19 protein-coding genes are annotated in these 13,025 nt (G+C 43.5%); 14 read left to right on the plus strand and 5 right to left on the minus strand.

The window, feature by feature from the left end; genetic code table 11:
* The first annotated feature begins 120 nt into the window (after positions 1-120).
* The 3 genes from arsB to MNV_RS06410 all read left to right on the plus strand — a co-directional run bounded on the left by arsB (position 121) and on the right by MNV_RS06410 (position 2,791).
* Positions 121-1,257, plus strand: a complete 1,137-nt coding sequence (gene arsB / locus MNV_RS06400) for an ACR3 family arsenite efflux transporter (protein ID WP_306453627.1) — start codon at positions 121-123, stop codon at positions 1,255-1,257.
* A 71-nt stretch (positions 1,258-1,328) separates the two neighbouring features.
* Entirely contained in the window at positions 1,329-1,490 is a 162-nt protein-coding gene (locus MNV_RS06405) for a carboxymuconolactone decarboxylase family protein (RefSeq protein ID WP_256999974.1), read from the plus strand.
* Between the two features lie 89 nt (positions 1,491-1,579).
* Positions 1,580-2,791 (plus strand): PAS domain-containing protein, encoded by a 1,212-nt coding sequence (locus tag MNV_RS06410; protein WP_096204575.1) that lies wholly within the window; start codon positions 1,580-1,582, stop codon positions 2,789-2,791.
* Here MNV_RS06410 and MNV_RS06415 read toward each other — a convergent pair whose 3' ends face one another.
* Entirely contained in the window at positions 2,792-3,397 is a 606-nt protein-coding gene (locus tag MNV_RS06415; protein WP_143311667.1) for a hypothetical protein, read from the minus strand.
* A gap of 63 nt (positions 3,398-3,460) precedes the next feature.
* Entirely contained in the window at positions 3,461-3,778 is a 318-nt protein-coding gene (locus MNV_RS06420) for a DUF1622 domain-containing protein (protein WP_096204579.1), read from the minus strand.
* 200 nt (positions 3,779-3,978) lie between these two features.
* On the opposite strand from MNV_RS06420, the gene MNV_RS06425 reads away from it, so the two are divergent.
* The 6 genes from MNV_RS06425 (at position 3,979) to merB (ending at position 8,257) form a co-directional block, all read left to right on the plus strand.
* Positions 3,979-4,488 carry a cytochrome P460 family protein gene (locus MNV_RS06425; RefSeq protein WP_096204581.1) on the plus strand — a complete coding sequence of 170 codons (510 nt, stop codon included), beginning with the start codon at positions 3,979-3,981 and terminating at the stop codon, positions 4,486-4,488.
* A 111-nt stretch (positions 4,489-4,599) separates the two neighbouring features.
* Positions 4,600-4,938, plus strand: coding sequence for an ArsR/SmtB family transcription factor (locus MNV_RS06430; protein WP_096204583.1), 339 nt, complete (start codon positions 4,600-4,602; stop codon positions 4,936-4,938).
* Positions 4,939-4,940: 2 nt separating this feature from the next.
* A complete protein-coding gene (gene atwA, locus MNV_RS06435) occupies positions 4,941-7,052 on the plus strand; it encodes a methyl coenzyme M reductase system, component A2 (protein ID WP_096204585.1) in 2,112 nt (703 codons plus the stop codon).
* Between the two features lie 11 nt (positions 7,053-7,063).
* On the plus strand, positions 7,064-7,225 hold the full coding sequence (locus MNV_RS18965; protein WP_143311668.1) for a hydrogenase maturation nickel metallochaperone HypA: 162 nt from the start codon (positions 7,064-7,066) through the stop codon (positions 7,223-7,225).
* Positions 7,222-7,731, plus strand: a complete 510-nt coding sequence (locus tag MNV_RS06440) for a putative iron-sulfur cluster-binding metallochaperone (protein WP_096204587.1) — start codon at positions 7,222-7,224, stop codon at positions 7,729-7,731. The genes MNV_RS18965 and MNV_RS06440 overlap by 4 nt, the downstream gene beginning before the upstream one ends.
* Positions 7,706-8,257 (plus strand): organomercurial lyase, encoded by a 552-nt coding sequence (gene merB / locus MNV_RS06445; protein ID WP_179293837.1) that lies wholly within the window; start codon positions 7,706-7,708, stop codon positions 8,255-8,257. Before MNV_RS06440 ends, merB begins: the two co-directional genes overlap by 26 nt.
* Before the next feature lie 232 nt (positions 8,258-8,489).
* Here the strand turns inward: merB and MNV_RS06450 are convergent, their stop codons facing one another.
* On the minus strand, positions 8,490-8,708 hold the full coding sequence (locus MNV_RS06450) for a DUF2769 domain-containing protein (protein WP_096204590.1): 219 nt from the start codon (positions 8,706-8,708) through the stop codon (positions 8,490-8,492).
* Positions 8,709-8,742: 34 nt separating this feature from the next.
* A complete protein-coding gene (locus tag MNV_RS06455; RefSeq protein ID WP_096204592.1) occupies positions 8,743-9,255 on the minus strand; it encodes a hypothetical protein in 513 nt (170 codons plus the stop codon).
* Between the two features lie 228 nt (positions 9,256-9,483).
* On the opposite strand from MNV_RS06455, the gene MNV_RS06460 reads away from it, so the two are divergent.
* Positions 9,484-9,936 carry a flavodoxin family protein gene (locus MNV_RS06460; protein WP_096204594.1) on the plus strand — a complete coding sequence of 151 codons (453 nt, stop codon included), beginning with the start codon at positions 9,484-9,486 and terminating at the stop codon, positions 9,934-9,936.
* 12 nt (positions 9,937-9,948) lie between these two features.
* Positions 9,949-10,305 (plus strand): DsrE family protein, encoded by a 357-nt coding sequence (locus MNV_RS06465; protein ID WP_096204595.1) that lies wholly within the window; start codon positions 9,949-9,951, stop codon positions 10,303-10,305.
* Here MNV_RS06465 and MNV_RS06470 read toward each other — a convergent pair.
* A complete protein-coding gene (locus tag MNV_RS06470) occupies positions 10,276-10,599 on the minus strand; it encodes a hypothetical protein (RefSeq protein ID WP_096204597.1) in 324 nt (107 codons plus the stop codon). The genes MNV_RS06465 and MNV_RS06470 overlap by 30 nt on opposite strands.
* A gap of 149 nt (positions 10,600-10,748) precedes the next feature.
* Here MNV_RS06470 and MNV_RS06475 point away from each other — a divergent pair, with 149 nt between their 5' ends.
* From MNV_RS06475 to MNV_RS06485, 3 genes are all read left to right on the plus strand, one after another.
* Positions 10,749-11,171: a CBS domain-containing protein gene (locus MNV_RS06475; RefSeq protein ID WP_096204598.1), complete on the plus strand. Its 423-nt coding sequence runs from the start codon at positions 10,749-10,751 to the stop codon at positions 11,169-11,171.
* Positions 11,172-11,341: 170 nt separating this feature from the next.
* Positions 11,342-11,503, plus strand: coding sequence for a rubredoxin (locus MNV_RS06480; protein WP_096204600.1), 162 nt, complete (start codon positions 11,342-11,344; stop codon positions 11,501-11,503).
* A gap of 2 nt (positions 11,504-11,505) precedes the next feature.
* Complete coding sequence (locus MNV_RS06485) at positions 11,506-12,750, plus strand: alpha/beta fold hydrolase (RefSeq protein WP_179293838.1); 1,245 nt, start codon at positions 11,506-11,508, stop codon at positions 12,748-12,750.
* Positions 12,751-13,025: the final 275 nt, after the last annotated feature.

Below are 13,025 nucleotides of genomic sequence, written 5' to 3' on the forward strand. Positions count from 1 at the left end.
GGCAAAACTGGATTACAGGAGCATCATATCAAAATTTATTGATATTCAAGTATAACTTTTATAGCAGACGAAATTAACACAGAATTAAATAATATAAAAGTACATTGGAACGGTGATCTCTTGGAGGAAATATCAGGATGCTGCGGTGGAACAGGTAAAGGCGGTCTGGGTATTCTGAGCAGGCTCCTGACCCTGTGGATTCTCCTGGCGATGGCTGGCGGTATTATCCTTGGCGCTGTGTATCCGGAGATAGCCGGCATCCTGGATGCTGTGCGTATAGAGCAGGTCTCTCTCCCTATTGCCATAGGTCTTATCTGGATGATGTACCCGCCGCTTGCAGGCGTAAAGTATGAGGAACTCTCTAAAATAAAGAATCAGGGAAAAGCCCTTGGCGCATCTATCATCCAGAACTGGCTGATAGGTCCTGTTCTCATGTTCGCACTCGCATGGATTTTCCTTCCTGACCTTCCCGAATATCGCATAGGTTTGATCCTGATCGGTCTTGCACGATGTATCGCAATGGTACTTGTCTGGAATAAACTGGCTGACGGGGATAATGACCTGTGCGCGGTTCTTGTTGCGATGAATTCCATTTTCCAGGTAGCTCTTTACTCTGTCCTGGCGTATGCGTTCATAACCGTAATATCGACATGGATAGGCGGCGCAGGAGCAGGCGCTGTCGTGGATATATCGATCTGGCAGGTCGCAAAAGCTGTTTTCATTTATCTTGGCATCCCCTTTATCGGCGGCATGGTTACGAGGTATGTGCTGCTGAAAAAAAGAGGGAAGGAATGGTATGATGGTGTATTTATGAAAAAGCTCGGTCCCACAGCGCTTGTCGGTCTGCTCTTCACAATTATTGTCATGTTCTCGCTGAAGGGAGAGAACATCGTAGCTCTTCCCATGGATGTGTTCAGGATAGCAGTCCCGCTTCTGGCTTATTTCATTATAATGTTCGCCCTGTCGTTCATTATGTCCTACAGGCTTGGTTTTTCATACGACCAATCCACGACACTTGCATTTACGGCAGCAAGCAATAACTTTGAACTGGCGATCGCTGTTGCTATCGCGGTATTCGGTATCGGCTCTGGTCAGGCATTTGCTGCCGTAGTCGGACCTCTCATCGAGGTGCCTGTAATGCTGGGGCTGGTCCATGTAGCAAGAAAGGCGGGGACTATATGGTTTGATAAGAACGGTTTGCCGATAAGAGCAAAAAGCATTGTATCTACAACAAATCCAGGGAAACAGGAGGAATAAAAAATTGTCATGGTTTAGCGAAAAAACACCGGAAGTGGCAAAAGCCTTCGCAGAGATGAGAAATTCTGTCTATGAGATGCGAACGCTGCACTGAGATCCATGCGGAGCGCGCAAAAAAGCACGGCGCGACCGATGAGCAGATAGCAGAAACGGTTGCGTGCGCTATGTTCGTGGCTGCCGGTTCCCAGTTGTCATGGAGCGATGTGTATGACAGGATTATAAAGGAAAAGTAGATAATAAAAAACTGTGCACAGGTTTTGGAATCTTTATACGCAGTCCGGCAGGTTATATTAAAGGGTAGGCTGAATATTATAAGAGAAGTATGAGAGATGAAGATAAGACAAAAGAGCAACTTATAGACGAACTGGCAGAATTACGGCAGATCAAAAATATCACCGAACACAGGCGGCTGGAAGAAGCGCTGCGAGAGTCGGAGATCAGATTCAGCTCTGTAGTGCGGTCGGCGATAGATGCAATTATCATAGCAGACAGCGAGGGGAACATTATTTTGTGGAACAGGGGTGCTCAAACCATATTCGGCTATGCGGAAGAAGAAGTCCGGGGGAAACCGCTCACAATTTTGATGCCTGAGCGATACAGGGATGCTCATCTAAAGGGACTTGAGCGTGTGCGCCGCACCGGTAAGAGCAGTTATATCGGAAAAATAAGTGAACTGCACGGGCTGAGAAAAGACGGCAGCGAATTTCCTCTGGAACTTTCCCGTACCACCTGGAAGGTAGGGGAGAGGGTATTCTACGGCGGCATCATACGCGACATAACAGAACGGAAACGGGCTGAAGAGGCACTGCGCGCAAGTGAGATGAAATACAGAGGCATTTTTGAAAGCGCTGTTGTGGGTATCTTTCAGATCTCAATCGAGGGAAGCATACTCGCTGCGAACCCGGCACTTGCAAGAATGCTGGGATACGAATCGCCAGAGGAACTTACGGCTTCTGTTACCGATTTCCGCCAACTCTTCATCGAGCCCGGCCGCCGCCTGCAGCTTTTTCACTCGCTCCGTAAAAGTGACACGGTGACTGATTTTGAAGCTCAGTTTCTCCGTAAAGACGGCGATAAGATATGGGTTTTGATGAATGCCCACTCACTGCGCGATCCCGGCGGCAAGATCACGGGCTTGCAGGGGATGTGGATGGACATAACCAACCGCAAGCGGGCTGAGAAGAATTTCCAGGAACTTATAGAGTGCATACCCGATGCCATTATAGCGGTAGATAGCGATTTCAATATTCTCCTGGTAAACGCCCGGACTGAGAAAATATTCGGCTATACAAGAAAAGAATTGCTTGGCAGACCTTACGATGTCCTGATACCGGAACGCTTCAGAGATGCGCATGCCAAATACTGCAGGGATTATTTTGCCATGCCTGCCATGAAGATTATGGCTCTTCACCTCGGCGCGCTGGCAAAGCGTAAGGATGGCAGCGAATTCCCTGTGGAGATTAACATGGGCCCGCTTGAGACTGAAGAGGGAATCATTGTTGTAACCGACGTTCACGAGATCACACGGAAATGATTAAGCGGTAGCAGTCTTTGGCACTTCGATCCCTGGAAACAGCCTTCTGGTTCTCATAAATTCCCTTGCTTCCTTAAGTTTTATCGCGTATTCGAACATCCATCCCTCATTAATGAATATAGTTCCGTCCCTTATTGTTTCTTTGCTGAGGGTTCCCATACCGGACTCCATAAGCAACTGGATCGTGGCAATGCACGCTGCACTGTATTCATCGATATCCTTATTTTCAGTCGCAACGTCGTGGAGCAGCATTTTGAACAGGCTTCTGAATTTGTTCGAAGGCAAGAATTGTCTTTCACCTGTTTTTACAAGAACATTAATCTCAATAAGGTCGCCAGCCAGCTTATCGATCATATCTTCTCCCCAGTTCTCTGTGGGATAATCCGTATATTCATACACATCCCACACGTTTTGCAGGTTCTCCTCTATCTCTTTCTTGTTCTCAATCCTCCTCAGAGCATATTCCGAGGACTTTAACTCAGGCAGGGTATGGATATAAAACCTCAAAAGGTTTTTCAGCTTCTCTCCATCATCTCCCTCGACTATAGTCAGCTTTTTAAGTATACCATATTCAATCTCGCTGAGATCTGCGCAAACTTTTGGCATTTTACCATTCATCTAAAGACTTCTTACGATTAATAGATTGTTCATTCAAGATCAGACAGATAGTCAGGAGGACTCGCTTGCCTCTTTAGATAAAAAGTATCCCATTGCTATCCTTATGCCGACGGTCATACCGAGAAAGAGTATCTCTTGCTGACCCGGGGCAACAATCGTCCTCAGGATATCACTGGCAACAAGAAAGTCCAGACCGAATACTATCTTGTTTGTGAAATACCTGCGGATATCATGATTATTGATGCTTGCAGGCGTTCTAACCTCCTGCTTTAAGGTTCTGATTACGGTCACCGCTCCACCGTAAAGTATGATGGTTGCGCCGACGTATGAAAAAATAAGAGATGAGATATCGATGAATCCGGCAGCCATGATACTAAACTATCTTTGTATCTAAAAAGGGTTACTGGTGTACACCCGGCTTATTGTTCGCTCCGGCAGGGTCTTGTCTCAGTTCAGTTCGAGCAAACTCCATTTGGTTTATTAACAGGTTTATCCCGCAATCCGGTACAACTGAAAAAGATATATATATAAAAAAGGACTAACAGTAATATAACTGTGGAGGTTAAAAAATGGTAAAGGTAAAAAATCTTGCGTACACAGTATTGGTTATATTTCTTGTGTCAGTCCTTTTGGGCTGTGTTGGTACAAGAGAAACTAAATTAGAGCCCAAAGCCGAGGGTAAACCTCTTTACGACTACATAACGAAAGGAAATAACTACAAGAGCTGGAATAAGTGGCCAGGTACGGGTGAATTATATTCCAGAAGCCCTGGAAGCCCGCACGGTGATTTCCTCACGACATACGTATCGGACAATGCCTTCTCTGCGATCCAGAGTAAAAAAGGAAGCCTGCCTGATGAAAGCATAATAGTAAAAGAGAACTACGATGCTAACAAGACGCTTGCGGCGCTTACAGTTATGTACAAGGAAGATGGCTACGATCCGGGAAATAACGACTGGTTCTGGGCAAAGTACGGTACAGATGGCTCGGTACAGGTTGAAGGTAAAGTGAATGGATGTATTGACTGCCATGTCAAGCAAAAAGAAAATGACTACACATTTTCAGGTCCTCTAAAGTAGAGGTTCAGCAAGAGTGAAGGACATTCTCCGCTCTATATCCTTTTTTCACAGAAATGGAAATTTTGTTCAACCAAAATTTATTTATAATAGAATGTATGAACATATGTACATATGTTAAATGGAGATTTGACTACAGCAAAAAAGTATTTCTTCAGCGCGTTAAGCGATGAGACCAGGCTATCTATACTCTATGCCCTTAAAGAGAACGGCAGCATGTGCGTGAGTGATATCTGCGAGGTAACAGGAAAAGACCAGAGTCTTGTCTCACACCACATGGCATGTCTCCGGAATTGCGGGCTTGTCAACACTGAGAAAAAAGGGAAATTTGTGGTTTACTCTATAAAGAACGAAGCTATTTCGGAAATCCTTGACCTTTCGGACAGGCATGTCAGGGAAATGCTTGAAGGAATCCTTTCCTGCGAGTTTGTCAACAGCAAGAAGAAGGGTTAAAAATGGTGGCTTTAATCGAGATACGGAATTTGAACATAAATGTTAACGGTAAACAGATTCTCAAGAATATAAATCTTGACATAAATGAAGGGGATAGCATAGGTATAATTGGAAAAAGCGGTGCAGGGAAAAGTACACTTCTTCATTTGCTCCGCGGCTTTGAGGAATTTGAGAATATTACTGGCGAGATAATCTTCAACATATCTTACTGTCCTGAATGCGATAAAGTAAGCCCTCCGAGCAGTGCAGGCAGTGTATGCTCAAAATGCAATATAAGGACTGAACTCCAGAAGGTGAATTACCTGAACTCAAACGGCATGCACAGGAAAATCATGGATAGAACTGCTATCATGATGCAGCGAACCTTTGGATTATACAGCGACGAAACGGTTCTGGAAAACATCCTGCACAGCTTCGAATATTCCGATATTCCTAAGGAGAAGCGTCCCTACATTGCAGCGGAACTTATCGAAAAAGTGAAGCTCAGCCACAGAATGATGTACACAGGAAAAGAGCTGAGCGGAGGAGAAAAACAAAGAGTGGTTCTTGCACGCCAGCTTGCAAAATACCCTATGCTTTTACTTGCAGATGAGCCCACCGGAACCCTTGATCCAAGAACTGCGAAACTGGTGCATGAGAGCATATTAAAAGCAAAGCAGGAACACAACATAACCATGCTTGTTACCTCGCACCTGCCTAACGTTCTGCATGACCTGACAAATAGGGCGATTCTCCTGGACAGGGGAGAGATCATTGAGACAGGAAAGCCGGATGAGATTATTGAAAAGTTTTGCGCAACGACAGGAGTGATAGGTGAGAGGAATGTAGAGGAGGGCAAACCGATTATTAATCTTAAAGATGTGAAGAAGAAATATTACTCCTACTCTAAAGGTACGATTCCTGCGGTTAACGGCGTGAACTTCGAGGTCAATGAAGGTGAGATATTCGGGGTAATAGGTATAAGCGGAGCAGGAAAGACAACGCTCTCCAAAATCATAGCAGGCATTATGGAAAGAGACAGCGGGAAAGTGGATGTGAGGATAGGGGATATATGGGTTGATATGACCGAGAGGGGAACAGATTTCAGGGGACGCGCAAAACCGCACATTGGCTACCTGCATCAGGAATATTCGCTTTACCCTCACAGGAATGTATTGTATAACCTCACAGAATCGATAGGTTTAAAGCTTGAGCCCGGACTTGCAAGAACAAAATCAATAAACACGTTAAGAGCAGTGGGCTTTGATGAAAACACAGCGCATGAGGTTCTGGAGAAGACATCATACGAACTCAGCGTGGGAGAACGCCAGAGGGTGACAATGGCACAGGTTCTGACCAGAGAGCCGAGGGTTGTTATCTTTGATGAACCTACGGGGACAATGGACCCGATCACTAAGAACGAGGTCGCAAACTCAATCCTGACAGCAAGAAAAGAAACAGGGACGACGTTCGTTATAGTTTCTCATGACATGGAGTTTGTCGGGAACGTGTGCGACCGGGCTGTGCACATGAATCTTGGCAAAATCACGGCAATGGGTGATATTGGTTCGGTACTTGACGATATCAAAAGCGAAAAACCGGAACGGGAAAAGACTCCTGAAGACAGAAATAACGACCTCGGCAGGTATCTTGAAAGAGCAAAGCAGTGTGCAGAGCATGGGAATTTGTGCGATATCGATTTTTATACGTCTAAGGCAAAAGAGATTGCAACAAAACTCAATAAGGATATAAGCGGCGAGCTTGAAAAACTTAAGCCGGCATATGAAAAAGGCATCTCTGAAATGCTGAAAGATGCTGAAAGATATGCGCAGGATGGACAAATATACGGAATGGATGTTTATGTAGAAAAAGTAGTGAAATACGCAGCGTGCGCTGGTATTGATATTTCAGGGGAACTTTTGAAGTTCATGCCTGCATATGAAAAAGGTCTTGAAGAGGCATTACAAGAAGCCCAGAAGCATGAATCCAAAGGTTTCCTCGGCATGTCGTACCAATATATACACAGGGCAGGCAATTATGCTTCAAAACTTGGAAAGAACATAGACGAAATATTAAAATCACTGCCGTGGTATGAGAGATGGACGCTAACAGATATACACATGAAATTGAGGTGAAATATATGTGCATGGTAGCAGACATACCTGGATTCGATATAGAAAAAATAGAAATGGACTTAAAAGAATACGTTTGCCTGGACTGCGAAAACAAATTTAAGGGACTTGGAAATAGCGTTATCTGTCCTGCCTGCAAATCCAGCAATGTTGAAATAGTGAGCGCAGGGAAATGAAAGATAGTTGCTGTGAAATTGATGATGTTGCTTGTTGCGATATCAAAGTGAGTGAAGATACCGCCATTTGCAAAGAATGCGGCGGCAAAGGGAAATCTGTCGGTGAAATAACACTGAAAAGTCTTGTCAAAGAACCAGTGCTTGAAGCTATTGAGAGTCTGAATGGATTCTATTATTGCGAAACACCCACCTGCGGGGTTGTTTATTTCAACAATGAGCAACAGGTCTACTTGCATAAAGAAGATTTGAAAATCAGAGTTGGCATAAAAGAAACAGAAAGCCCTATCCCTGTATGTTATTGTTTTGGATGGACGAAGGAGAGGATTTTCGAACAGATTAAGCAACCGGGGAATAGTACCGCTGTCCGGGAAATCAGTGCCAGAGTAAAAGCCGGGGAATGCGAATGCGAGATAAAAAATCCTTCCGGAAGATGCTGCCTTGGTAATGTTAATAAAACGGTTAAAAAAGGGCTGGAACTATATGGTAAAAACAAAAGAAAAGAGTAAGGAAGACAAATTTATTGAAGAAACCGTGAAAGATCGGATATCCAGGGCAAAATTAAGTCCTTTAGAGGATGAAATACGAAAATATATACTAAAGGAGTTTGCGAGGAATGGGAAACCTCCCTTTCCCGAAGAGATTATGAAGAGGTTAAGGCTGTCTTCTTTAGACGCAGTCAACCAGAGTATCGAAAAATTGGAGAAAGCCGATATCCTGTCGAGGAAGGGAGACAAGATAGCCTCTGCTTATCCATTTTCTGCCGCGAAGACGCGCCATAAAGTAGTTTTTGAAGACGGGCATGAGGTTTACGCCCTGTGCGCTGCGGATGCCCTGGGCATCCATTTTATGCTGGAAAAGGACATAACCATCCTGTCAAGATGCCCCGGATGCGAAAAAGAGATTAGAATCGTGGTTAAAGGCGACAAAATCGATTCCTGTAATCCTGACGGGATAATAGAATTTGTGAGCAACCGGGAAAGAGGCGTATGTACAGTAGAGGCTCTATGTCCATTTATCAACTTCTTTTATTAGTCCTTGGCAGCGGCTCTGCTGCTTTTGGAGCTGCAATAAAAGCAGTTAATATGGGAGCAAAGGTGGCGATGATTGAGACTTAAATGTTGCACCACATATACCACATATATGACACTTGTATTGCTTTTCTTCAGCCATATCTTTGTAACCTCCCTTTATTAATAGTCGCTTTTCAATGTAATCATTTATTCCCTCACTGAAATTTAACGCAGGTTTGCATTAAATCCTTTTTTCATGGTGCTTTCCCAGTGTCACAGAAGTACATGTCCTTCAGATTATATCTGGCATAGACCAGACAGACCGGACATTTGCAGCCTTTTCTTACTATTTTTTCAGGTGATTTACCCCTTGCGCAGAACAGCATTGGCTGTGGGGGATACGGCAGGCTTGGACAGGTTCCGCAGTAATTCATGCAGATACTCAGATTCTCTTTTGTATCATCTACCGGCATTTTATACCTCCGCAAAAATGAATAAATAAGCTAATCACATTAGCATTTTCTTGAACATATTCCTGACCATCATTCTCTTAAGTATAAAATAATCCTGCGTAGCAGCCATCACTGCACGTTTTTCCATCATCTTCCTGTCTTCTGGCCAGGCAGACATTATTTTCTTCAAAGATCCCATCAGAATTTCTCTTTTATCTTTTGGAAGTTTCGTCATAATGTCGGTCCTTGTTTTAACAACCTTGATCCTGTCTTCTTCTGATAGTTCCGCTATGCCATCGAGCATGTCGGTTATGGCGGCAATTCTTTTGTCTTCCGGCATGGTAGAGAATGCATCCATCCGCGCAGCCAATATCTGACGCCTGTCTTCTTCAGGTTTTGATGCCAGCATTTGCATCATTTCCATTATCTGAGTTAGCTTTTCAGCTTTCGCTTTGCGTTCCTGGCAAGCCGGGCACTTTTCAAAATGTTCTTCATAAGACTCTTTGTCTTTGCCTGCGCATTCTTCACATTCCTTTGCTAACTTTTCTAACTCCTCTCTTGCAGTCATAAAATAATTCACTCCTAAATGATTGATTGTAGCTTTGATGGTATATACTTTCTTATATGATAACTCTCTGGAGGTAGTGAGTAAAATAAGCACAAGCGATCAGGGTTTTTTTTAAAGTCTATACATAAAAATAGACTAACTATATTTTTATAACGACTAAGTATATGCCGACAAACTGTTAAACAATACACTAACAAACGCGAAATAAACATTATTCGGAGATAAAATATGACGGAGCCAAAAATATTAATAATATATGCATCGAGAACAGGTAACACGGAAAAACTTGCAAATGCTATCGCTGAAGGAGCAAAGAGTGCTGGAGGGATGAGGGTGGAGTTGAAGAGAGCAAGGGATACTAAACCGTCTGACGCTGATGCTGCTGCCTTCGCATTTGGGTCCTATTCGGCTTTCGAATATATGGCAGGCGAACTTAAAAGCCTATTTGAAGATCTTTATCCTGTAAAGGATAAACTTGTGGGTAAACCTGTATTGCTTTTCACCACAGGGCAGGGAGGGCAGAGTTCGGTTCTGGCATCAATAGAGAAGGTCGTGGGCATATTCAATCCCAACCTGGTTAAACCGGGCGTAGCTGTGCAGGGAGCGCCTAATGATACAGATAAAGCAAGAGCCAGAGAGATGGGCAGGAAACTGGGAGAGGCAGGAAAAAAAGCTAAATAATGAGCATGTAACATGCTAAAGGTAGCAATCGTAGTTCTAGCGGACACAGAAACGCATGAGGATCTGGCAAGAGTTCACAATGCGCTTCTTGCAGCTAAAGAGTTCAAAGACGCAAAAGATGAATTCAAGCTCATCTTTGACGGGGCTGGAACCAAGTGGATCAGAGAACTTTCCAAGCCGGACCATATGTTCCATGAATTGTTTGATTTATTAAAGGGTAAATCCACTTTAGTTTGCAGCTTTTGCGCAGGGGCTTTTGGTATCAAAGAGAGGGCACTGGCATCCAGCATTCCACTCATGGAAGAATATGAGGGACACCCAAGCTTCAGGGATTTGATATCAGAGGGTTACCAGATAATTACATTTTAGGTTCTTCTTGTGCCGTACAACAGGAAGTTTATGCCTGATTGCTGCATCCTTTTCGTTCATTTCTTTGGGAATAATTGTTGGTAACAATGATATCGCTGCGGCAGGAGGAAAGTCAAATTGCATCCGGCGGAATAAAAAGTGAGTAACTTCAACCCACAGTATCCCTGAAATGGACGCAAGTAAAAGCAACAAGAGAAGATGTGCCGGCTTTTGACAGACCTGACCGGACGGATTGGCAAATTCAATAAAAACCACTAACAAAACTGCAGCAAGGGGCGCTGCCATTCTTTTCATTTTATACTCCTACATAAGTCGTAGCTCCTGACCGAGAATAGCTTGATAGATGCATCTGCCGTTCTTAAGCTGTCCAAACAATACGTTGCGCATCATCATCGAAAGCTATTTATCCCGCTTAATCTAACTTTCTGGTGAGGAGTGATAATATGAAAGTTAGTGAAAGAATGATAACAAACCCGATTACCGTAGAGCCATCAGCTACGGCTAAAGATGTTGCTGAAATTATGAAAAAAGAGAATCTGGGAACAGTACTTGTTGCAGAAGGGGATCGTCTGAGAGGCTTAGTAACTGATAGGCAGATTGCTACAAAGTTAGTATCTACCGGAAAGGATCCTGCCGGAACCAGGGTGAGCGAAATCATGACAAAGAGCCCTGTTACAGCCAGCCCTGATATGGAAATGGAGGATGCTTCACGGATCATCGGGGAGAATGGCATCAGAAGGGTTCCTGTTGTACAGGGTGAAAGGCTGATGGGAATAGTATCGGCTGCTGACATTGCTGACCATGCAAGGACATGTAACATATGTATGAATAACTTATTCAATGAGATTTCAAAAGCCAGGAGATAGAGAATAATTACCACTAAAAGGAAGGGGACAGAGGATATAGCACCTGAGCGATGGTGGAACAATGGGGTAAAGCTGTATCTCCGGGGTTAAAAAACTATAATTCCTGTACAATATCATAATATTCTGGAGAGATGCTTACCCTAAAGGCATAAACTTAAAGGGGTGGGGAGATGACAAAATATCAATGCACGATCTGCAATTTTATATTCGATACAGAAACAGAGGAGCCCCGTAAAATTAAACCAAGGACCGCCTTTGAAACTCTACCGGCGGACTGGGTATGTACTTCGTGCGGTGTTTGTGGAAGGGGCATATTTGTAGAGATAGAGTAAGAATGATACTCTGGAAAGGATGGCGGCTTATATCAGGTAATGAGGGGAACGTCTCTGGGTATCTGAAAGATAGCCTTATGGAAGAAAATGAGAGATTTAAAAATAGAGGGGATGTCAGTATGGTTAAGAGCTCTGAAATTAGGAATCCGTTTCTACTGCCATATGAATTTAATATAGAAAATATGGAGAAAATCATAGGAGCTGTGAACGAGAGCGGAAAAGCTTTCAGTGATTATCTTGAATTTTTAGAAGTACTTGAAAGGACACAGACCGAGATGCCAGCATGGGTAACAGAAAATAGAGTAATATTAGATTTGAATACATTGAAATTGAGGGATTTTTCGAAAGGAGGAGATGGAATCTACACACTCCTGGTGCCTCCCTATTCGGGTCATACCTCAACAATAGTTGATTTCGCTCCTGAACAGAGCCTGGTTATAACTCTTCTTGAGAACGGAATTAATAAAGTATGTTCCATAGACTGGAAGAGCGCAACCGAGTATACGAAATACTACGATATAGATAATTATCTTAGTGAATTAGATATCTGCATCGATGAATTAGGCGGCAGGGTAAACCTTGCCGGGATGAGCCAGAGCGGATGGCTTATTGCCATGTATGCTGCAAGATTTCCGAATAAAGTAAATACACTTACTATAGCAGGAGCTCCTATAGATACGGATGCCGGAGAAACTAAAATTAAGGACTATGCTAATAAATATCCTATGGAGTTCTTTGACGGGCTTGTGGCTGCAGGAGGGGGAATTATGAGGGGTGATTTTGTGCTTGCCGGCTATAAGAGCATTTACCCGAATGTACAATACTTGAATAAGTACGTGAGCCTGTACGAGAATATCAATAAACCACCATGCATTAGAATGTTTGAGATTTTTGAGAGATGGTATGAGCATACCATCGACCTGCCGGGTAAGTGGTACCTTCAGGTAGTTAAAGAGATCTTCAGGGAAAACAGGTTTTTTAAAGGTGAGTTTGTTGGGCTCGGGAAAAAATTAAGCCTGGGTAACATAAAATGCCCTGTATATCTTCTTGCCGGGGAGAGAGACGTTTTAGCCCCGAAAGAGCAGGTATTCAACGCTGAAGAACGCCTTGGGACCAGTAAGAGCGAGATTGTAAAGGATATAGCTAATGGAGGACATATCGGACTTGTTATGGCTAAAGTGCCTCTTATGGAGAACTGGCCAAAGATTATTGAATGGATAAAGGCACATTCAGCATCAAGGCTTTGAGCTTGAGTTAACCCTGTCACTTTCGAATGTTACAGCAGGGTTCTATGGATTTTTTTTAGAATATGTAGGTCAGCAGTGCGGCTGGGACAAGGTGGATTCGATTTCCAGAGCCCTTTTCAGGGAGCTGGGTAAATTAAAAACAAAAGAGGCACTTATTTAATTTGATGCTGGAGACATGGGAGAATAGCAGGAGTATGTAGCAGGAGACTATTATTACATCCCTATCTACATCTTTTATTCCAGATGGATTATTTGCCAGATAATTGGCCCTGGTT

The sequence above is a fragment of the Candidatus Methanoperedens nitratireducens genome (assembly GCF_900196725.1).
Classification (GTDB): domain Archaea; phylum Halobacteriota; class Methanosarcinia; order Methanosarcinales; family Methanoperedenaceae; genus Methanoperedens; species Methanoperedens nitroreducens_A.